This window comes from Sulfitobacter sp. S190, from assembly GCF_025141935.1.
Taxonomy (GTDB): domain Bacteria; phylum Pseudomonadota; class Alphaproteobacteria; order Rhodobacterales; family Rhodobacteraceae; genus Sulfitobacter.
This window is the reverse complement of sequence record NZ_CP081120.1, coordinates 1294142-1316034: the sequence shown is the minus strand read 5'-3', so window position 1 is coordinate 1316034 and position 21893 is coordinate 1294142. Positions and strand designations below refer to the sequence as shown.

Below are 21893 nucleotides of genomic sequence, written 5' to 3'. Positions count from 1 at the left end.
GGACGATCAATAGCCGCTGTCGGTGACAAGCACCTTGTGCCCCGGCTCCACCTCCCGGTACACGCTCGGTTCGGGGCGGTAGCTGACCGGATGGATCGGCGACGGTATCGGCTTGAAATTGAGCTCTTTTTCGGACTTCCGCTTGCGCGGGTCTGCGATCGGCACCGCCTTCATCAGCGCCTGCGTATAGGGATGTTGGGGGTTCTCGAAGACCGCCTGCCTTGGCCCCAGTTCGACAATGCGGCCCAGATACATGACGCCCACCTGATGGCTGACGCGCTCGACCACGGCCATGTCGTGGCTGATGAAAAGGAAGGACAGGTCCATCTCGGACTGCAACTCCATCATCAGGTTCAGCACCTGCGCCTGCACCGAGACATCGAGCGCGGACACCGCCTCATCGGCAATGATCAGCTTGGGGTTCAGCGCAAGCGCGCGCGCGATCGCGACACGCTGCCGTTGACCGCCCGACAATTCGTGGGGGAACCGCCGCATGAAGCTGCGGGGCAGCTCGACCCTGTCAAAAAGCATTTCGACGCGTTTCATTACATCGGCCCCTTTTAGGGTGCCGTAGGTATTGATCGGTTCGGCCACCTGATCCGCCAGTCCCATCTGTGGATTGAGCGACGCAAAAGGATCTTGGAAAATCATCTGCATATCAACGCGTTTGGCGCGCAGGTCACGTGCATTCAGCGCCATGATGTCGGTACCGCCGAGATCGATCTCTCCGGCCATCGGTTCGACAAGCCGCAGGATCGACCGGCCTGCCGTGGATTTGCCGCACCCCGATTCCCCCACAAGGCTCAGCGTCTGGCCGCGGTTGATCTCGAACGACAGATCCTCGACCGCGTGCACATTGGCAATCGTGCGACGCAGCAGGCCACCCGTCACCGGAAAGCGCGTTGTCAGCCCCTTGACCCGCAAAAGCACCTCGTCGCTGCCCTTGATCGGCAGAATTTCCTTATCTTCCCGCCCCAAAAGCTTCATCGGCTCCGGATAAGGCTTGCCGGTCATCTCGCCCAGCTTTGGCACCGCAGCCAGCAACGCCTTGGTATAGGCATGTTGAGGGTTCTCGAAGATCTGCTCGACGGGGCCTTCCTCGACCTTGTTGCCGCGGAACATGACCACCACGCGGTCCGCCATCTGTGCGACCACGGCCATGTCGTGGGTGATGAACATCACCGCAGTCCCCGTTTCGCGTTTCAAACGGTCCATCAACGCAAGGATCTCCGCCTGGATCGTGACGTCCAGCGCGGTCGTGGGCTCATCCGCGATCAACAACCGTGGCTCGCAGGCCAGCGCCATGGCGATCACCACCCGCTGTCGCATGCCGCCGGACAATTCGTGCGGATACTGTTTCAGCCGCCGCTCGGGCTCTGGAATACGGACCTGCCGCAACAGTTCGAGCGCACGCTCCTCGGCGGCCCCCTTGCCCATGCCCTTGTGCAGACGCAACCCTTCGGTCAGCTGCTTTCCAACCGTGAAGACCGGGTTCAGCGCCGTCATCGGCTCTTGAAAAATCATGCCGATTTCATTGCCGCGGATCGTTCGCATCATGTCCTGCGGCGTATCGGAAAGATCGACCTCGTCGCCCTGCGCGCGGTTGAACAGCAGCTTGCCGCCCGCAATTTGCCCGCCCCCGAACTCCACAAGCCGCATGAGCGACAGCGACGACACCGATTTGCCGGACCCGGATTCGCCCACCACGCAGACGGTTTCGCCCGGATTGATGTCAAAGGACACATCCTCGACCCCGACGACGGGACCGTCCTTTGTCTGGAATTCGACGCGCAGTCCCTCGATGCGGGCGATGGGCCCCTGGGTTGGCTGATCCAGCATCTGTGTCCTTTCCCGACAGGTCGGTGCTTAATTGAACTGTTGTTCACGCTATGCGCCCGCGTGCAGCGCGTCAAACAACTTGGCCCGATCCCGTTCAATTGACGCTAAGGCAGCCCGGAACTTGGGCCATGAGCCTCCCATCACAGCACTTGCAATTTCCGTACGGTGTGTTTCAATCTCGCCATGCGCCTCGGGGGCCGCAAGATCAAGACCGCTTGAAAACGCCTACACAACAGGTACTTATGAGCGTCTTTTCACGCATTACCCGAAGCGTCAAAAACAGCGCGCACCTCTCGGGCCTGTCGGCTCGAGCAAGGATGCGCGATCAACATGGAGTAAAACATGACCTTGAAATCCACCCTACTGGGAGCCGTCGCTCTGGCTGCTCTCGCGCCAATGGCATTCGCCGATGGCCACTCGGGTGAGCGCGGCCGCGATGGCCAGCTCAACATCATCTACTGGCAGGCGCCTTCCATCCTGAACCCCTATCTGTCGGGCGGCACGAAGGATCTGGAATCGGCGTCGCTGGTGCTTGAACCCCTTGGCCGCTACGACGAAAACGGCGCGTTGGTGCCATACCTTGCCGCAGAAATCCCGACCGTCGAAAATGGCGGCGTGAGCGAAGATCTCACCACGATCACATGGAAGCTCAAGGAAGGGCTGACATGGTCCGACGGCACGCCTGTCACGTCCGCTGACGTCAAGTTCACGGCCGACTACTGCATGGACCCCGAGGGCGGCTGCGCGCAGCTCGCGAAATTCGATGGCGTGCAAAGCGTCGAGGCAATTGACGATCTGACCGTCAAAGTGACCTTCGCTGATGCCACGCCAAACCCCTACGGCCCGTTCATGGGCGCGCAATCGCCTATTATTCAGGCAGCCCAGTTCGCCGATTGTACCGGTGCCAAGGCGCCCGAATGTACCGATGCGAACTTCAACCCCATCGGCACCGGCCCCTTCGTCGTCACGGATTTCCGTCCCAATGACGTGATCCAGATGGAAGCCAACGAGAATTACCGCGAAGAAGGCAAACCCGCCTTTTCGAACCTGACCTTCAAAGGCGGCGGCGATGCCACGGCTGCGGGTCGTGCCGTCATGGAAACAGGCGAGTTCGACTATGCCTGGAACATGCAACTGTCGCCTGACGTCTTGGCGAAGATGGCCGAAGGCGGCAAAGGCACACCGATTTCCGCATTCGGCACATTGGTCGAGCGTCTGGAAATGAACCTGACGAACCCCTCGCCCGATCTGCCTGCCGAAACACGTTCTACGGTTGCGGAACCTCACCCGTTCCTGTCGGATGAAAACGTGCGCCGCGCGCTGTCGATGGCGATCGACCGTGAACTGCTTGTCGAAGTTGGCTACGGCCAGGCCGGTCGTCCGACCTGTAACCTCGTGCCTGCCCCTGCGCTTTATGCGTCCGACAACACCGACTGCCTGACGCAGGACATCGAAGGTGCCAAGGCGCTGCTGGACGAAGCAGGCTGGACCGACAGTGACGGCGACGGCATCCGCGACAAGGACGGCGTGAAGCTGTCGATCCTGTACCAGACATCGACAAACGCCGTGCGTCAGGATTTCCAGGCGCTGATCAAGGATTGGTGGAGCCAGATCGGTGTCGAAACCGAGCTGCGCAACCTCGATGCTTCCGTGTTCTTTGGCGGTGACCCCGGATCCCCGGATACCTTCCAGAAGTTCTATGCGGACGTGGAAATGTACGCCAACAACTTCGACGGCACGGACCCGCAGTCCTATCTGTCGCAGTACCGTTGCGGCAACGAGCCGAAGCCGTCGAGCCAATGGCAGGGCGAAAACATCAACCGCTTCTGCGACCCCGAATACGATGCCCTGCTCGATGAGCTGGCACGCACGGGCGAGCTGGACAAGCGCGGTGAGATTGCCAAGAAACTCAACGACATGATCACCAAGGACAGCATGACAATCGTGCCTCTTGTTGACCGTGGCCGTGTGTCGGCTGCGTCCAACACGCTTGGGGGTGTCGTGCTGAACGTGTGGGATTCCGAGCTGTGGAATGTCGCCGACTGGTACCGCATCAAAGAATGAGGGTTGCGACGGGCCTACGCCCGTCCTAACTCCACCCGAATGCACGGGGCGGGAAACCAACTCCGCCCCGTGTTTTCCCCTTAGCCGTTCTATCAAAGGCGCCGCTCGATGCTGAATTTCACCATCCGACGACTTGTCCTTTCCATCCCCACCCTTTTGTTCATCAGCCTTGTGATTTTCATGCTGCTGCAACTGGCCCCCGGCGACCCGATGGCGCAGGTGCCGTTGACCGTGCCGCCCGAGGTCAAACAAAAGATGCGGGAGGCACTTGGCCTCGGACAACCCATCCACATCCAATACCTCAAGTGGCTCTACCAGTTCTTCGTGGTCGAACCGCAGGTTCTGATCGACCATCTGACACGCGACAGCGCCCTGCTGGGTTGGCTGCCTGACACATCGTTCAGCAAGGTCGTCGACCCCGACACCGGCGCGCTGGTCAACCAGCAACGCGTGATCAGCTGGCAGACCCGCAGCCCCGTCATGGACATCGTGATCCAGCGTATGCCGCAGACCCTCTGGGTGGTCGGGCTGAGCTATATCGTCGGCATCCTGATCGCCATTCCGATCGGCATCTATTCGGCCTACCGTCACTATTCGGTATTCGATCAGGCGGGGACTTTTATCACCATGATCGGCTTCTCGATCCCGCCGTTTTTCACCGGTCCCCTGCTGATCGTGATCTTTTCAGTCTATCTGGGGTGGTTGCCCTCGATCTACGACACGACCCACGTCGTGACCGATTGGGCCAGCTTCAAGGTCCAGTTCATGCAGATGATCATGCCGGTCATGGTGCTGGCGTTGCAGACCACCGCACAGATCAGCCGCTACATGCGCGGCGCAATGCTCGACAATCTCAATCAGGATTACGTGCGCACCGCCCGTGCCAAGGGCCTGCGCGAAAGCGTCGTGGTCATGGTGCACGTGCTGCGCAATTCGATGATCCCCGTGGTCACCGTGATCGCGCTGGGGATGCCCGCCATTTTCGGGGGCGCCATCATCACCGAGAACGTGTTCAAGGTGAACGGCATCGGGCAGCTTTTGCTGACGGCACTTTTTGCCAACGACATCCCGATGGTCATGACACTGACCTTCATCTTCGCCATCCTGATCGTCCTGTTCAACCTGATCGCCGATATTCTGTACGGCGTTCTCGACCCGAGGATCCGCTATGACTGAGCAACCGATCCCCGCAAGCCCCATCGAGGCCGATATCGAAACGCTGGGCGCGCTTCAGGACAAGGAGCCTCAGAAACCGCCGCGCAGCCAATGGCGAGACGTGTGGGACCAGTTTCGTAAACACAAGGGAGCGATGTTCGGCGGGGGCTTTCTGCTGTTCATCACGCTTGCCGTGCTTCTGGGCCCCTATATCTGGGACATCGACCCCAAGAAGCTGGACATCCGCAACAAGGACTGGCGCCCGATCTACACGCTGATCTGGAACGGCGAGGCCAATGCCGGCTGGGCGCATCCGCTGGGCACCGACAATCTTGGCCGCGATATCATGGCACAACTGATTGCGGGCGGGCGCACCTCCATGGCGGTGGGCTGGGCCGCGATGCTGCTGGCCCTGATCATCGGCACCGCCATCGGCGTGATTTCGGGATACTTCAAGAAAGCCGATTTCTGGCTGATGCGGTTTACCGATCTGGTGCTCTCACTGCCGATCCTGCCGCTGCTGCTGGTGGCGGTGACGCTGTTCCGCCAGCCGCTGCGCGCCAACTTCGGCCCCGAGGGCGGTATGTTCATCCTGATCGTCGCCGTTATCGGCCTCACCTCGTGGATGCAGACGGCCCGGATCGTGCGCGGCGATATTCTGGCGCTAAAGGAACGCGAATTCATCCTCGCCGCCCGCTCGATCGGGACCACGTCGACACGGATCATCTCCCGGCACCTGCTGCCGAATGTGATCTCTCCGATCATGGTGTCGGCGACACTGGGTCTTGCCACGGCAATCATCACGGAATCGGCGCTGTCGTTTCTGGGTGTCGGGTTTCCGTCCGACTTCCCGACGTGGGGCAAGCTGTTGTCAGACGCCGTACCGCGCATGCAGGAATATCCCGAACGGGTCTTGCTCCCGGGTGTTCTGATCTCTCTGACCGTTCTGGGGGTGAATTACCTCGGGGACGGTCTGCGCGACGCGCTTGACCCGCGCATCCGGGGCCGTTGATCGGCCCCCACACCTACCCCGAAAATGCGCAGCCTCACCGCTGCGCATTTTTTTGGCCGTTATCCCAGTTTGCGGCGCACCCGCCGCACTGCCGCCCAGACCAGCAACACAACCGGCAATGTGACAATCGCGGTAAGCAGCCCCTTGCTGAGCCCTGTGACCTCGGTCAGCGGGTACAGAAGATAGCCCGCCAGCGATACGGCATAGTAGCTGATGGCGACGACGGACAGACCCTCGACCGTGTGCTGGAGCCGCAGCTGCAAATCCGCGCGTTTGTCCATGCTCTCCAAAATGGCCTGGTTTTGCGCGGACCGTTCGACATCCACCCGCGTGCGCAACAGGTCCGACGCGCGCAACGCGCGCGCTGCCATGCGTTGCAGCCGCGTTTCCATCGAAACAACAGTCCGCATCGCAGGCTCGTACCGGCGCATCATGAATTCGCCGAAGCCCTGAATGCCCTCGAACCGCGCCTCGCGCAGCGCTTCGATCCGCTGATAGACAATAGCCTTATAGGCCGCCGTACCCGCAAACCGGAACGATGTCTTGGCCACGGTCGCTTCCAGCTCCACCGACACGTCCAGCAGGGAATCAAGCGTGGTTTCCGCCCGCAATTCCTGCGCGCTCATCTTTCCCATCAGGTCGCTCAGCTGCCGGTCCATCTCGCCCACCTTGGGGCTGATCTCGCGGGTCAGCGCAAAGCCGAGCATCGACATCGTCTTGTAAGTCTCGATTTCGAGCAGACGCTGGATGATCCGCCCGACGCGGCGCACGCCCGTATCGCCGGGCACAAACACCGCGAACCGCATGTGGCCGCCCGGATCGATCCTGAAGTCGGTCGCCACCACCGCAGCGCCATCCAGCACTTCGGCCGCGGCAAGGCTTTCGGGCACGAACCATTCGCGCAGCGTGGCCTTCGTCTGATCGGGGTTTTCCGGCGACGGCATCAGCCGCAATAACGCCGAGGTCAGCCTTTGCCCGGGCGTGGAATCAAGCCAATGGTCGGGAAAGACGTCAAATTCCGCGGGGTCAAAGGGACGCGCGCTCAGGTCTTCGCTGAAGGCTGTGTAGGTCACAAACTCAGTGTGCTGCTCCCACTTCAGCCAATATTTGCCCATCGCGCCATAATAGTGGGTCGCATCCGCATCCGGCAAAGGGGCACCGTAATGCTTGAGCAGCCGCGTCAAATGCGCCACGTCTTCGCTGCGGTCGCGGTCGCGGGCAGCGGCGTCTCCGGCCTGTTTGATCGCGACATATGCCACGACCTGCGGAGCCGACACATTGGGGAATGGCCGCGCGTGCAATTCGCCCGTCAGGGCATAGCGCAGGGGATGATCGGCGATGGGCGCCATAAAGCGGCCTTTCTTGATTGCGTGTTTGCGCCCTTGATGCCGCACCCACCGGACCCGGAACAACGTAGAAGTGCTGTTCGCAAAGACAATAAACGCATACCGTTGCACACTTTTCCACCTATCGGAAAGCGCGCGCCCCCTTGGCACTGCGCCACGCGGCCCTAGCTCGCGGGTATCGCCCCGAAAGGAATATGCCGTGCCCGACGCCGCAAACGATACCGAAAGCTCCGCCAAGAAGGGTCAGCGCGACCTCACACAGGGGCCCGTCTGGCGCGCGCTTGCGTCAATGTCGGCACCGATGAGCTTCGGCATTCTCGCCGTGCTCAGCGTCGGGCTGGCCGATGCCTATTTTCTGGGTCAGGTCGGCGGGACGGCACTTGCTGCGGTGGGGTTTATTTATCCGGTGACCAATGCGATCACATCGCTCAGCATCGGGCTGAGCGCGGGCGCCAACGCGGCCCTGTCGCAGGGTGTCGGACGCGGAGATGACGGCGAGGCCACCCGGCGGCTCGGCTTGCACGCCATCGCGATCGGTTTGGCCAGCGCGCTTGTCACTGCCATTGCCGTCTGGTTGGGATATCCCCTAATCTTCAGCGCGATGGGCGCCGGTGAAGATGTCGCAGAGCAGATCGCACAGTACATGCCTTTTTGGGCGCTGAGCTTTCCGTTTCTGGTGGTCATGATGATCGTCAACGCGGTGTTCCGCGCCCATGGCGACAGTCTGACGTCGGCCTTCGTCATGGTGCTGGCCGCCGTGGTCAATGTCGTGCTGGATCCGCTGCTGATCTTCGGGATGTGGGGGCTGCCGGAACTCGGTGTTCAGGGCGCTGCCGTTGCCACTGCGACAGGGCGCATCGCGGCGGTGATACTGGCTCTCTACATCGCGTGGCGGCGCGGTATGCTCGGATGGTGCGGTAAACTTTTCGACGGCTTGATGGCGTCAGCCCGCAAGATCCTGAACGTCGGCCTGCCTGCGGCTTTTTCGAACGCGATCAATCCTGCGGGCATGGCTTTGGTGACCGCTGCGGTGGCAACCGTCGGCGAAGCGGCCGTTGCGGGCTTTGGTGCCGCCACGCGGGTGCAATCGGTGGCGCTGGTGCCGCTCTTGGCCCTGTCTGCAGGCATCGGACCTGTCGTGGGGCAGAATTGGGGTGCCGAAAAACAGGACCGCGCCCAGGATACCACCCATGTCGCGTTCTGGTTCTGCACCGGTTACGGGGTGCTCGTCGCAGCCGTGCTTGCGCTGTTTGCCGATCCCATTGCGGGTCTGTTTACCTCGGGCGAGGACGACCGTGCCTTCGCTGCGACGTATTTGCGGTGGGTCGGGGCCTCCCTGTTCGGCTACGGATTTCTGGTGACCGCCAATGCCGCGATGAACGCCCGCGACAAACCGATCTGGTCTATGGGCCTCAGCCTCGGTCGGATCTTTGTCATCTACCTGCCGCTCGCGTGGATCGGGGCGCTGACCGCAGGCTTTGCGGGCATTGTGGCCGCGGCCGTGCTCGCCAACGTGCTCAGCGCTTGGGGGTCTCTCGTCGCAACACGTGCGACGGGCCTGAACCGCGTGGAGACGGGCCTTGTATCCTTCGCGGCACATCGCACACACTCTGCCGGGTGATACAAACAAAGGGACCGGCATGGCACGCATTGAAATCGTCTATTTCTCGGGCATGGGACACACGGTTCATCAGGCAGAAGCGGTCCGATCAGGCGCGGCAACGGTGGCAGAGGCGCGGTTGTGGCGTCTGGGCGCGGACGGATCGCTCCCCGATGGCGGCTGGGCGGCGCTTGATGCAGCGGATGCCATCGTTTTCGGCAGCCCCACCTACATGGGCGGCCCTGCATGGCAGATGAAGCGATTGGCCGACGACAGTTCGGGCCGCTGGGACGCGCGCCGCTGGCAGGACAAACTCGCAGGCGGATTTACCACCTCGGCCAGTATCAACGGCGATAAATTCGCCACGCTGATGGCGTTCATGACCCTCGCCGCGCAACACGGTATGCTCTGGGTCAGCCTGGGCCAGTTGCCCGCCAGCGACCCTGACCGCAGCCCCCAAAACCGCAACTGGACCGGCGGCAATCAGGGTGCCATGGCGGTCGCCGCGCCCGCGGCGCTGCCGGAAGACCCCCTGCCCGAAGGCGATTGGCAAAGCGCCCATGACTACGGCGTGCGCATCGCGCAGCTGGCGCACAAGCTCAATTAGGCATCGGAAGCCCGCGCATGAAAAAGGGCCGGAAGCATATGCCCCGGCCCCTTTCGAGAGAAACACCGATGATCAGTCGATCAGCGGCAGCAGCTTGTCCAGCGACGCCTTCGCATCCCCGTAGAACATCCGCGTGTTGTCCTTGAAGAACAGCGGGTTTTCGATACCGGAATAGCCGGTGCCCTGACCCCGTTTGGACACAAAGACGGTCTTTGCCTTCCAGCACTCGAGCACCGGCATGCCGGCGATGGGGCTGTTGGGGTCTTCCTGCGCTGCGGGGTTCACGATGTCGTTGGAGCCGATCACGATGGCGACGTCCGTATCGGGGAAATCATCGTTGATCTCGTCCATCTCCATCACGATGTCATAGGGCACTTTGGCCTCCGCCAGCAGCACGTTCATGTGCCCCGGCAAGCGCCCCGCGACAGGGTGAATGGCGAACCGCACATTCTTGCCCTTGGCGCGCAGCTTCTTGACCAGTTCGCTGACCGCGCCCTGCGCCTGTGCAACCGCCATGCCGTAGCCGGGGATGATGATGACACTGTCCGCGTCGTTGAGCGCCTGTGCCACACCGTCAGCTTCGATGGCGACCTGTTCGCCCTCGACGGCCATCTGCTCGCCTTTGGCCGCACCGCCCCAGCCGCCCAGAATGACCGACACAAACGAACGGTTCATCGCTTTGCACATGATGTAGCTGAGGATCGCCCCCGAGGAGCCGACCAGCGCGCCCACGACGATCAGCAGATCGTTGCCAAGGCTGAAGCCGATCGCGGCGGCTGCCCAACCCGAATAGCTGTTGAGCATCGACACAACGACCGGCATGTCCGCGCCGCCGATGCCCATGATCAGGTGGTAGCCGATGAACAGCGCCAGCAGCGTCAGCAACACCAGCGTCCAAGACCCCGCGCCCGACATATACATCACCGCCAGCACCGCCGAGGCGGCCGCCGCACCGGCGTTCAGCATGTGCCCGCCGGGCAGTTGCTTGGCACCGGTATCGATCTCGAACGGCAGCTTGGATGAATTGCCAGCCAGTTTTGCGTAGGCGATGACAGACCCTGTGAAGGTCACGGCACCGATCCAGATGCCCAGAACCAGCTCGACCCGGAGGATACCGATCTCGACGCCCGATTTCTTGGCAATCAGCTGACCGAAGGACGACAGCCCTTCATAGGCCTCTTTGGGCAGGCCCACGGCTGTGACACCGTCGTCCGCAACCGCCCCCAAAACGAGCCCCTGCGTCGCGTATAGATCGCCGATGTAGTTGATCATCAGGTCCGCGTTGAAGCCCACGAACACCGCAGCAAGGCCGACGAGGCTGTGCATGATCGCGACCAGCTCCGGCATCTGGGTCATCTCGACCTTGGTGGCCAGTTGGTAGCCCACCGCAGCACCACCCGCGATCAGCACCAAAGACGCCAGCCACAGGCCCGATCCGGGGCCCACCAATGTCGCCAGCACGGCAATCGCCATGCCGACGATGCCGTACCAAACAGCCCGCTTGGCGCTTTCCTGACCCGACAGGCCACCCAGCGACAGGATGAAAAGAATGGCGGCAACAACGTAGGCCGCAATTGTAAATGCGTTTTCCATCAGACGAGGCCCCTCAGGATTTCTGGAACATGGCGAGCATGCGCCGGGTGACGAGGAAGCCGCCGAAAATGTTTACGGCCGCCATGAAGATGCCCAAACCGGCCAAAAGCGTGATCAGCCAACTGGTCGAACCGACCTGGATGAGCGCCCCCAGAATGATGATCGACGAAATCGCATTGGTCACGGCCATCAGCGGCGTGTGCAGCGAATGGGCCACGTTCCAGATCACCTGGAAACCGATGAAGACGCTGAGCACAAAAACGATAAAGTGCTGCATGAAGCTTGCGGGCATTCCGGGGATCAGACCCACACCCAGCACCAGCGCGGCACCCGCGCCCAGCATGGTAACCTGACTTTTGGTCTGCGCCTTGAAAGCCGCCACTTCCGCGGCACGCTTTTCTTCCGGAGTAGGTTCCTTGACCGCTTCCTTTTTGGGCGCTGCCGCAATCGCGGCGACCTTGGGCGGTGGCGGCGGGAAGGTCACTTCCTTGTCATGGGCGATGGTCGCCCCGCGAATGACGTCATCTTCCATGTCATGCACGATGACGCCGTCTTTCTCCGGCGTAAGATCGGTCATCAGATGGCGGATGTTCGTGGCATAGAGGCTCGAGGCCTGCGTGCCCATACGGCTGGGAAAGTCCGTGTAGCCGATGATGGTGACACCGTTGTCGGTGACGATCTTCTCGTCCATCACGGTCAGCTTGCAGTTCCCACCCTTTTCAGCCGCCAGATCGACAATCACCGATCCGGGCTTCATGGCGGCGACCATGTCTTCCGTCCAAAGCTCGGGCGCTTCGCGGTTCGGGATCAACGCTGTCGTGATAACGATATCGACATCGGGCGCCAGCTCGCGGAATTTGGCAAGCTGCGCTTCGCGGAACTCGGGGCTCGATACGGAGGCATACCCCCCCGAGGAGGAGCCATCCTGCTGCTCTTCCTCGAAATCGAGATAGACAAACTCCGCGCCCATCGATTCGACCTGTTCGGCCACTTCGGGCCGCACGTCAAAGGCCAGCGTGATCGCGCCAAGGCTGGTCGATGTGCCGATCGCGGCAAGCCCGGCGACACCGGCACCGACAACCAGAACCTTGGCCGGTGGTACCTTGCCCGCAGCGGTGATCTGGCCGGTGAAAAAGCGACCGAAATTGTTGCCTGCCTCGATCACGGCGCGGTAACCGGCGATGTTGGCCATCGACGACAGCGCATCCATCTTCTGCGCCCGGCTGATGCGCGGGATCATTTCCATCGCGACCACGGTTGCGCCCTTCTTGGCGGCCGCCTGCATCTTTGCTTCGTCCGCGACGGGGCTGAAGAACGAAATCAGCGTCTGGCCTGCGCGCAGGCGCTTCATCTCGGCGTCGTTCGGGGCCCGCACCTTGGCCACTACATCTGCAGCTTTCCAAAGGGCAGCGGCCGTTTTGACCACTTCAACGCCTGCATCCTTGTAGGCCTGATCATCAAACCCGGACAACGCACCCGCGCCCGTCTCAATGACACATTCGTGTCCCAGCTTTTGCAGCTGAAGGGCACTGTCGGGCGTCATCGCCACGCGGGCCTCGCCTTCGAATACCTCTTTAGGTGTCCCGATCTTCACTCAAAATCTCCCAAAATTCACTTGGTGCCGAAACTGGCTTGTCGTCCCAATTGACCTAGCGCGGCAAAACCTGACAAACAAGCAGTGGTAGCGCTAGAAACGTGGCGTCCTGCCCGAATTTCAGACCCATCTGCCGGTTTTTTCGACGTATGCCGCGAATGCGGCCCCGAAACTTTGTTTCATGCGCGCTTCTTCGGGCGCAATAAAGCGTCTTTGAACAATCCAGATGAAAGCGGGAATCACCGGCACCGCGGCCCATGCTGCCCACCCGCAGACCGCTCCGGCCAGCACCAGCACATCACCCAGATAGATCGGATTGCGCGTCCACGCAAAAATGCCGTCGGTGATCAACGCGTCCGGCGTCTGGTGCGGCACCACGGTCGTATCGTGCCTTCGAAATGCCGCGATGGCCGCAACCATCAACGCAACGCCTGCGCCCACCAGTACGGCCCCAACCAGCATGGCTGCCGGATGCGGACTGTCCGGCGACGTGACCCGTGCCACGGCCCACACCAGCACCAGCGCGCCCGCAAGCCAGACAGGCGGCAGATCGAACATCTTCTGCAGCGTCATGCCGTTCGCTTTCAAAAGACCCATCAGCACCTTCCTTATTGAACTTGTGCGCCCGCCCCCGCCCGATAAGCTGTCGCAAACACCCAAGGAGAACAAGATGACACTGGCAGGAAAACACGCGTTGGTCACCGGCGGCGGCACCGGTATCGGTCTGGGCATTGCCAGAATGCTGGCAGAGCAAGGCGCGCAGGTGACAATCACCGGGCGGCGGCAATCGGTTCTTGACGATGTGGCAGGCGACACGCTGCACGGCGTTGCAATGGACGTGCGAAACGAGGACGAGGTGGTCGACACCATCGCCGCCGCAGTCGCCTCGCGCGGGCCGATCCAAATTTGCGTACCGAATGCCGGCATCGCCACGGGCAAAGCTGCGCACAAGACGGACATGGCGTTCTGGCGCGATATGATGGCGACCAATCTGGACGGGGCGTTCCTGACGATCCGCGAAAGCCTGAAATCCATGCGCGAGACGGATTGGGGGCGTGTGGTCGCGGTAAGCTCGATGGCCGGTCTGCGCGGGCTGCCGGGGGCGGCGTGCTATACCGCTTCCAAACATGGCATGATTGGCCTGATCCGCGCCCTGAGCGAGGAATATCTCGGCAAGCCCTATACCTTCAATGCGCTCTGCCCCGGTTATGTCGATACCGAAATTATCACCCGAAATACCGCCTCCATTTCCGAACGTGCGGGCATCCCGCAGGATCAGGCCCGCAAGATGATGGTCGAAGCGAACCGGCACAAACGGCTGGTCACCGTCGATGAAGTCACCGCCGCGGCGGCATTTCTCGTGGGCCCTGCATCGGGCAGCATCAACGGCCAGAGCCTCCCGATCGCGGGCGGCCAGATGTAGCGTCTGGGCCAGCCCAATCACGGTTAACCACGCTTTAACCCCATGGTGGTCATGGTGGGGGCATGACATTTACGATCCGCACCCTTCCTCCGGGACCACAACACTTCTTTACCGTGCGGCTCGCGCTGCGCGGTGGCACATCCCTGACCGATCATGTCGCGCATCTGCGCCGCGCCACGCGCCTTGCGCAGGGCAGGCATCCGTTCCGGATCGATGCGATCGCCGTACTGCCCGATACAATTCATACGATCTGGACCCTGCCGCCGGAGGATACGGATTTCGGTATAAGGTGGCGCATGATCAAGGGGCTATTCTCGCGTGCCTTGCCCGCACCCGAAGGGCGCAGCGAAACGCAGCTGCGGCGGGGGGACAAGGGGATCTGGCAGCGCGGGTATTGGTCCCACCGACTGCGCGATGCGGCTGACGTGCGGGCCCACCGGCAGATGATCTACGCCAGTCCGGTGCAGGCTGGCCTGTGTGCCGTGCCCCGCGATTGGCCCCACAGCTCGATACACCGCGACCTGCGGCTGGGGCGCGCCGCGATCACACCGGATCACGACCATCCTATGGCCCACCGCCTCCCGAAAGCGTCACAGCTGTTCGGGGCCGCGGGTTTATCGCACTGATCAGACCGCTTTTGACAGCGGCGCGGCGCGCACGCCCTGGGCCCAGTCCCGCGCCGCCGCGCCAAAGGCCTCGAACAACGGGCGCGATACCGGGTCGATGGCAGCCTCGTATTCGGGATGCCACTGAACGGCCAAGGTGAACCCCGGCGCTCCCTCGACATAGATGGCCTCCGGCGTCCCGTCCTCCGCATGCCCGTCAATCACGATCCGCGCGCCGGGTTCCTTGATCCCCTGCCCGTGCAATGTATTCGTGCGCACCTTGGGCGCCCCCATGACGCCGTGGAAAATGCCGCCTTCGGAAAACGTCACATCGTGGCGCAGCTCGAATTTCTCCTCCAGCGTCCCGTCGGGGGGCATGCGGTGGTTCATCCGCCCCGGCAGATCGCGAATTTCAGGGTAAAGGGACCCGCCCATCGCCACGTTGACCTCCTGAAACCCGCGGCAAATGCCCAAAAACGGCTGTCCCCGCTCGACACAGGCCCGCACGATACCCAGCGCAATCGCGTCTCGGGCACGATCGAACTCGCCGTGCGCCTCGGTTTCCTGCTCTCCGTATTCCTCAGGGTGCACGTTGGGGCGCCCGCCGGTGAGCAAAAAACCGTCGCACACCTGCATCAACTCCTCGACACCCGCCAGACCGGGATCCGAAGGCACGATCAAGGGCAGACACCCCGCCACATCGGCAATTGCCTGGCTGTTCATCGTACCCCCTGCATGAACGGGATACTGGTCGTTCAACAAATAGCTGTTGCCGATGATGCCGATGACCGGGCGGGACATGAAAGACCTCTTACCTTAGAACCGTTCAAAACACTCTAGCCCAAGAAAAAGGGGAGCCTCAACTCCCCTTCGCATCCCACCTTCCGGATGCACGACAAAGTGCCGCATCAACAGGCGTCAAATCTCACCGATCAGCTTGGCCGCCTCGATGCCCGCCATCGCGGCGGTCGCATCATTGTCGGAAGTATCACCGGTCACCCCCACGGCCCCGACAACTTCCCCCTTGGCACTGCGCAGCAAAACACCGCCGGGCACCGGGACAACCTGGCCCCCGTAAACCCCGTTCACGGCCGCCATGAAATACGCCTGCTGCTCGGCGCGCGCCATCTGCGCTGTGCCCGCCATACCCAGCATCACCGCTCCATATGCCTTGCCATGCGCAATCGCAAAACGGCCCGGTGCCGCGCCATCCTCGCGCTCAAAGGCAATCACATGACCTCCGGCATCCAGCACGACCACCGACATGGGCTTGAGTTCCATCTCGCGCCCCTTCTCAAGGGTCTTGCGGATCACGGTCCGCGCTTTTCTCAGGGATACGTTCATCTGTTCATCCTTCTTGCGTCCCGCCTTGCGGGCGTTCTCTATCTTTCTTGGCTAAAAATACTCCGGGGAGCCTGAGGGGCTGGCCCCTCAGCCCCGGCATCCGGGGTACGCACCCTAACTTGCGGCTTTCAATTCCAACCGGCGTGCATGCAACACGGGCTCTGTATATCCCGACGGCTGGGCTGCACCTTCGAACACCAGATCGCAAGCGGCCTTGAACGCGATGCCGTCAAAGGACGGGGCCATCGCAACATAGGCCGGATCGCCCGCGTTCTGACGGTCGACGACCTCGGCCATCTTCTTCATGCCGTCCATCACCTGATCGCGCGAGACGACGCCGTGATGCAGCCAGTTTGCGAGCGCCTGCGCCGAGATCCGGCAGGTGGCTCGGTCCTCCATCAGGCCCACGTCATTGATGTCCGGTACTTTTGAACATCCGACCCCCTGATCGACCCAACGCACCACATATCCCAGAATGCCTTGCGCGTTGTTTTCGATTTCGCGGGTTATCTCGGCGTCACTCAGGTTGCGACCGCCCAGCACCGGGATGGTCAGCAGATCCTCAAGCGTGCCGCGCGCACCACCCGCCGCAATCTCGTCCTGCCGCGCCATGACGTCGACGCTGTGGTAATGCATCGCGTGCAATGTGGCCGCGGTTGGCGACGGGACCCAGGCACAGGTCGCCCCCGCCTTGGGATGGCCGATCTTGACCTCCAGCATCTCTTCCATGCGGTCCGGCATCGCCCACATGCCCTTGCCGATCTGCGCACGCCCCTTCAGACCGCACGCCAGACCGATATCGACGTTGCGATCCTCATAGGCCGAAATCCACGCGGCACTCTTCATGTCCCCCTTCGGCACCATCGGTCCGGCCTGCATCGAGGTGTGGATCTCGTCGCCGGTACGATCAAGGAACCCGGTGTTGATAAACGCCACACGCGACTTGGCCGCGCGGATACATTCCTTCAGGTTCACGCTCGTGCGCCGTTCCTCATCCATGATGCCCAGCTTGACGGTATTCGCCGGCAGGCCCAGCGCCGCCTCGACGTGGCCGAAAATCTCGTCTGTAAATGCAACCTCTTCGGGGCCGTGCATCTTTGGCTTCACCACATAAACCGAACCGGTCTGCGAATTGCCGCCCGCGCGGCCAAGATCATGCATGGCGATCAACGTGGTGATCATCGCATCCATCAGCCCTTCGCCGACCTCGGCACCGTCGCGGTCAAGGATCGCGGGGTTGGTCATCAGGTGTCCGACATTCCGCACCAGCATGAGCGACCGGCCCTTGAGCGTCAGCGTGCCGCGATCGGGCGCGGTATAGCTGCAATCGGGGTTCATCTTGCGTGTGACCTGCTTGCCACCCTTTTCGAAAGTTTCCTGCAAATCGCCCCGCATCAGCCCCAGCCAGTTGGCATAGGCCACGACCTTGTCCTCGGCATCCACGGCCGCAACACTGTCCTCGCAGTCCATGATCGTCGATATCGCGGCTTCCAGAACAACGTCACTCACGTGCGCGGGGTCGGATTTCCCGATTTCGTGCTCCGGATCAATGCGGATTTCAACATGCAGGCCGTTGTTGCGCAGCAGCACCGCAGAGGGCGCTTCTGCGTCGCCTGTATAGCCCGCAAATTGTGCGGGGTCCGCGAGCGGAATGCCATTGTGAACCGGTGGCGCGCTGTCGCGCCCGGCCTCCTGAACGGCGGTGGAGCCTGCCCCTCGCCAGTCGGAGCCGTTCAGCATCACGCCTTGCAGCGCGCCGTTTTCGATCCGGTAACCGACAAGCTGCGTATGGCTGCCCGACACGAGCGGCACCGCGTCATCCAGAAACGCCTTCGCCCGCGCCACGACGCGTTTGCCGCGCTCCGCGTCATATCCTTTGCCTGCGGGCAAATCACCCAGCGCATCGGTGCCGTAATACGCATCATACAGCGATCCCCACCGCGCGTTCGCGGCATTGAGCGCAAATCGGGCATTGGTGATCGGTACCACCAACTGCGGCCCGGGGGTCGACGCGATCTCTGGATCGACATTCTCGGTCTCGATGCTGAAATCCGCGCCTTCGTCGACCAGATAGCCGATTTCACGCAGAAAGGCGGTATAGGCGTCCGCGTCATGCGGCTGGCCTGCATGGTCGGCGTGCCACGCGTCAATTTTCTGCTGAATATCGGCGCGCTTTTGCAAAAGCGCACGGTTCCTCGGGCCCATTTCGTGGACAAGCGACGAAAAACCGGACCAGAACTGATCGGCCGCCACATCCAGCCCGGCCAAGGCGCGATCCTCGATGAAATCGGCCAGCGTCGTGTCGACCTGCAATCCATTACGTTCGGTGCGTGTCATCGTAGTACCCCTTCAAGATCTGCGTCTGTTTCCGATAGGAAATTTGTTCGGTGTATCGATACGGCGCTCCAACGCGTTGCGCAAGGCATTTGGTAAAATTACTTTACCAATCCCTGCATCACTCCGTATCGGACCTGTTCCGCGCGCGCTTGCAGCGCTCGGAGCAGTAGCGGACCTCGTCCCAAACCGTGGCCCATTTCTTGCGCCACGCAAATGGACGGCCGCAGGTTGCGCATATTTTCGTCGGCAATTCGGATTTCTTGCGATGCTTGGCCATTCCATGCTCCGGATAGGCGCCCACGCAAAAAGGGTGCCCTGCTCATGCGGGGCACCCTTCGGGGCAGCGGGTCGGTCTGAGGGTCGTATCCAACCCGGAAACTGCCCTAGTTATCTGTCTGGTTGGCAGTGCTTGCCGGATCCGTGGGTGTGGCCGAGGTATTCGTGCCCGGCGCATAGGTATCAACCGGCACGGTGGACTCCTCCGCACCCGATGCGGACGTGTTCGTCACCGCTTCGCCGTCGCCTGCGTTCATCGCGTTGAACACCAGCAGGCCTGCGATCATCAACGCACCCCAAAGCATTGCGCCCTTGATCCCGATCAGGGATGGCTTGTGTTGCTTCTCTTGCTTGCTGACATTTGTGTCTGGTGCAGACATGCGGAAGTCTCCTTGTTGGTCAGAGGCAGCGCTTGCGGCTGCCCGGTTACATACATAACGTGCCAGCCAGAAATTGGTTCCCGTGACGGCCACGGCAATGCGACCAAATAGCAAGGAAGCAAAATGCGCGACGCAGCCCCCCAGACGATTTATCTCAAGGACTATACGGCCTTCGGTTGGCAGGTGGACAGCGTTGAGCTGATCTTTGATCTTGCCCCGAACAAGACCCGCGTCCGCAGTCGCATCGCCTTTGCGCCCAACCCTGACGCTCCCGCACAACCCTTCTACCTCGACGGCGAGGCGCTGACGCTTTTGTCGGCAAGGATTGACGGGAAGGACGTATCGCCCACGCTCACCGATCGCGGGCTGACGTGCGACGTGCCCGAAGGATCATTCGTTTGGGAAGCCGACGTTGAAATTGACCCCGCAAACAATACCACCCTCAACGGGCTCTATATGTCGAACGGGATGTATTGCACGCAATGCGAGGCGCAGGGGTTTCGCAAGATCACCTATTACCCCGACCGCCCCGATGTCATGGCGGTGTTTACCGTCACCATCAACGGCCCGCATCCGGTGCTCCTGTCAAACGGCAACCCGGTCACTCAGGCCGGTCAATCGGTCCAGTGGCACGATCCATGGCCCAAACCGGCCTATCTGTTCGCGCTCGTGGCCGGCGAGCTGGTGCCGCATAGCGATCAATTCACAACCGCGTCCGGGCGCGATGTCACGCTCAACCTCTATGTCCGCCCGGGCGACGAAGGAAAATGCGCCTTCGGGATGGACGCGCTCAAGGCATCGATGGCGTGGGACGAACACGTGTACGGGCGCGAATACGATCTCGATCTCTTCAACATCGTGGCAGTAGACGACTTCAACATGGGCGCGATGGAAAACAAGGGGCTCAACATCTTCAACTCGTCGGCCGTGCTGGCCTCGCCCGAGACCTCGACCGACATGAATTTCGAACGCATCGAGGCGATCATCGCGCATGAATATTTCCACAACTGGACCGGTAACCGCATCACCTGCCGCGACTGGTTCCAACTGTGCCTCAAGGAAGGGCTGACGGTCTTCCGCGACAGCCAGTTCACGTCCGATCTGCGGTCCGCACCAGTCAAACGGATCGGCGACGTCATCGATCTGCGCGCGCGCCAGTTTCCCGAAGACCAGGGCCCGCTCGCCCACCCAGTGCGGCCAGAAAGCTTTCAGGAGATCAATAACTTCTACACCGCCACCGTCTACGAAAAGGGCGCCGAGGTCATTGGCATGCTCAAGACGCTGGTGGGCGATGACGCCTATTACAAAGCGCTCGACCTCTACTTTGAACGGCACGATGGGGACGCGGCCACCATCGAAGACTGGCTACAGGTCTTCGAAGACACGACGGGCCGCGATCTGACGCAATTCAAGCGGTGGTACGGGCAAGCGGGCACACCGCGCGTGGCGGTCCGCGAAAGCTGGAACGAGGGCACGCTGACGCTGCATGTCACGCAGACGCTCGCGCCAAGTGCTGCCACCCCCGCCCCCGCGCCGCAGGTCATTCCCCTTGCCGTTGGCCTGATCGCCCCCGATGGGCGCGAAATCCTTCCGACACAGGTGCTGGAACTGGTCGAGGCCGAGCAGAGATTTGCGTTCGACGATCTCGAGGCCCGACCAGTTGTGTCCATCCTGCGCGGGTTTTCCGCGCCCGTGGTGCTGGATCATCCGATCTCGACGGCTGATCGCGCCCATCTGCTCGCGCATGATACCGATCCGTTCAACCGCTGGGACGCAGGCCGCGAGCTGGCCCGGACATCACTCATGGCGATGATCCGCGAAGGCCGCGCGCCCGACAGCGCCTATCTGGCCGGAATCGCGCGCGTTGTGACCGACGACAGCCTTGATCCGGCCTACCGCGCCCTGATGCTGGGTCTGCCCAGCCAGTCCGATCTGGCGCGCGCCCTGCACGACGCGGGTGAGACACCCGATCCCGCCACGATCTACGATGCGGTCCACCGCATGAAGGATGCGCTTGCCGATACGCTCGGCGATCGGCTGTCCGGTCTTTACGCAGACCATCAGGTGACTGCGCCCTACCACCCCGACGCCGCACAATCGGGCGCGCGCAGTTTTGCCAACAGTATCCTGTCGTTGATCACCCGCCGTGATGCGGGAACACAGGCGCAGGCGCAGTTCCGGGACGCCACGAACATGACCCAACAACTCGCCGCGCTGGCCAATTGCATCAGGGCTGGCGCGGGGGATGCTCCCCTCGCCGCCTTCGAGGCGCAGTGGCGGGACGACCGGTTGGTCATGGACAAATGGTTCGGCCTTCAGGTGCTCGAAGCTGCCCCCGCGGATGCGGCAGATACTGCACACAGGTTGACCGAGCACCCCGATTTCAACTGGAAAAACCCCAACCGCTTCCGGTCGGTCTTCGGCAGCCTGACAGCCCATCACGCCGGTTTTCACCATGCTTCCGGCGCGGGATACCGCTTGCTGGCGGACTGGCTGATCCGGCTTGATCCCGTCAATCCGCAGACGGCCGCCCGCATGTGCGCCGCCTTCCAGACGTGGCGGCGCTATGACGCGGATCGGCAAGCGTCCATCATGGCGCAGCTCGACCGTATCCTCGCGGTTGACGGGCTCAGCGCGGACACGACAGAAATGCTCAGCCGCATCCGGTCCGCATGATCCCGACAGTGTTTGCAAGCCCCCTGACCCGCTCCGGAGACA

The 21893-nt window shown here is 61.9% G+C and carries 18 protein-coding genes; 8 read left to right on the top strand and 10 right to left on the bottom strand.

Annotated features, from left to right (window positions below):
* Positions 1–6 precede the first annotated feature (6 nt).
* Positions 7–1839: an ABC transporter ATP-binding protein gene (locus K3756_RS06775; RefSeq protein ID WP_259992162.1), complete on the bottom strand. Its 1833-nt coding sequence runs from the start codon at positions 1837–1839 to the stop codon at positions 7–9.
* 342 nt (positions 1840–2181) lie between these two features.
* Here K3756_RS06775 and K3756_RS06770 point away from each other — a divergent pair, with 342 nt between their 5' ends.
* The 3 genes from K3756_RS06770 (at position 2182) to K3756_RS06760 (ending at position 6070) form a co-directional block, all read left to right on the top strand.
* Positions 2182–3903, top strand: coding sequence for a peptide ABC transporter substrate-binding protein (locus K3756_RS06770; RefSeq protein ID WP_259992160.1), 1722 nt, complete (start codon positions 2182–2184; stop codon positions 3901–3903).
* A gap of 108 nt (positions 3904–4011) precedes the next feature.
* Entirely contained in the window at positions 4012–5079 is a 1068-nt protein-coding gene (locus tag K3756_RS06765; protein WP_259992158.1) for an ABC transporter permease, read from the top strand.
* Entirely contained in the window at positions 5072–6070 is a 999-nt protein-coding gene (locus K3756_RS06760) for an ABC transporter permease (protein ID WP_259992156.1), read from the top strand. Before K3756_RS06765 ends, K3756_RS06760 begins: the two co-directional genes overlap by 8 nt.
* Before the next feature lie 59 nt (positions 6071–6129).
* Here K3756_RS06760 and K3756_RS06755 read toward each other — a convergent pair whose 3' ends face one another.
* Positions 6130–7419 carry a DUF3422 family protein gene (locus tag K3756_RS06755; RefSeq protein WP_259992153.1) on the bottom strand — a complete coding sequence of 430 codons (1290 nt, stop codon included), beginning with the start codon at positions 7417–7419 and terminating at the stop codon, positions 6130–6132.
* A gap of 196 nt (positions 7420–7615) precedes the next feature.
* Between K3756_RS06755 and K3756_RS06750 the strand changes: the two genes are divergently transcribed.
* The gene (locus tag K3756_RS06750) at positions 7616–9037 is read left to right on the top strand and encodes an MATE family efflux transporter (protein WP_259992151.1); all 1422 of its coding nucleotides are present in this window, start codon (positions 7616–7618) and stop codon (positions 9035–9037) included.
* 19 nt (positions 9038–9056) lie between these two features.
* Positions 9057–9623 (top strand): flavodoxin family protein, encoded by a 567-nt coding sequence (locus tag K3756_RS06745; RefSeq protein ID WP_259992149.1) that lies wholly within the window; start codon positions 9057–9059, stop codon positions 9621–9623.
* Positions 9624–9695: 72 nt separating this feature from the next.
* Here K3756_RS06745 and K3756_RS06740 read toward each other — a convergent pair whose 3' ends face one another.
* The 3 genes from K3756_RS06740 to K3756_RS06730 all read right to left on the bottom strand — a co-directional run bounded on the left by K3756_RS06740 (position 9696) and on the right by K3756_RS06730 (position 13407).
* Positions 9696–11216, bottom strand: a complete 1521-nt coding sequence (locus K3756_RS06740; RefSeq protein ID WP_259992147.1) for an NAD(P)(+) transhydrogenase (Re/Si-specific) subunit beta — start codon at positions 11214–11216, stop codon at positions 9696–9698.
* 13 nt (positions 11217–11229) lie between these two features.
* The gene (locus K3756_RS06735; protein WP_259992145.1) at positions 11230–12810 is read right to left on the bottom strand and encodes a Re/Si-specific NAD(P)(+) transhydrogenase subunit alpha; all 1581 of its coding nucleotides are present in this window, start codon (positions 12808–12810) and stop codon (positions 11230–11232) included.
* A 120-nt stretch (positions 12811–12930) separates the two neighbouring features.
* Positions 12931–13407, bottom strand: a complete 477-nt coding sequence (locus K3756_RS06730) for an isoprenylcysteine carboxylmethyltransferase family protein (RefSeq protein ID WP_259992143.1) — start codon at positions 13405–13407, stop codon at positions 12931–12933.
* A 73-nt stretch (positions 13408–13480) separates the two neighbouring features.
* On the opposite strand from K3756_RS06730, the gene K3756_RS06725 reads away from it, so the two are divergent.
* The gene (locus K3756_RS06725) at positions 13481–14233 is read left to right on the top strand and encodes an SDR family NAD(P)-dependent oxidoreductase (protein ID WP_259992141.1); all 753 of its coding nucleotides are present in this window, start codon (positions 13481–13483) and stop codon (positions 14231–14233) included.
* A gap of 62 nt (positions 14234–14295) precedes the next feature.
* A complete protein-coding gene (locus K3756_RS06720) occupies positions 14296–14859 on the top strand; it encodes an REP-associated tyrosine transposase (RefSeq protein ID WP_259992139.1) in 564 nt (187 codons plus the stop codon).
* On the opposite strand, the gene K3756_RS06715 is transcribed toward K3756_RS06720, so the two are convergent.
* From K3756_RS06715 to K3756_RS06695, 5 genes are all read right to left on the bottom strand, one after another.
* Positions 14860–15639, bottom strand: a complete 780-nt coding sequence (locus K3756_RS06715) for a gamma-glutamyl-gamma-aminobutyrate hydrolase family protein (protein WP_259992138.1) — start codon at positions 15637–15639, stop codon at positions 14860–14862. It abuts the gene before it with no gap.
* Positions 15640–15756: 117 nt separating this feature from the next.
* Positions 15757–16182: a heme-binding protein gene (locus K3756_RS06710; protein ID WP_259992136.1), complete on the bottom strand. Its 426-nt coding sequence runs from the start codon at positions 16180–16182 to the stop codon at positions 15757–15759.
* 114 nt (positions 16183–16296) lie between these two features.
* Entirely contained in the window at positions 16297–18519 is a 2223-nt protein-coding gene (locus tag K3756_RS06705) for a malate synthase G (RefSeq protein ID WP_259992134.1), read from the bottom strand.
* Between the two features lie 118 nt (positions 18520–18637).
* Positions 18638–18796, bottom strand: coding sequence for a DUF2256 domain-containing protein (locus K3756_RS06700; RefSeq protein ID WP_259992132.1), 159 nt, complete (start codon positions 18794–18796; stop codon positions 18638–18640).
* 106 nt (positions 18797–18902) lie between these two features.
* Complete coding sequence (locus K3756_RS06695) at positions 18903–19175, bottom strand: hypothetical protein (protein WP_259992130.1); 273 nt, start codon at positions 19173–19175, stop codon at positions 18903–18905.
* Between the two features lie 123 nt (positions 19176–19298).
* Here K3756_RS06695 and pepN point away from each other — a divergent pair, with 123 nt between their 5' ends.
* Positions 19299–21851 (top strand): aminopeptidase N, encoded by a 2553-nt coding sequence (gene pepN / locus K3756_RS06690; RefSeq protein WP_259992128.1) that lies wholly within the window; start codon positions 19299–19301, stop codon positions 21849–21851.
* The last annotated feature ends 42 nt before the right edge of the window (positions 21852–21893 follow it).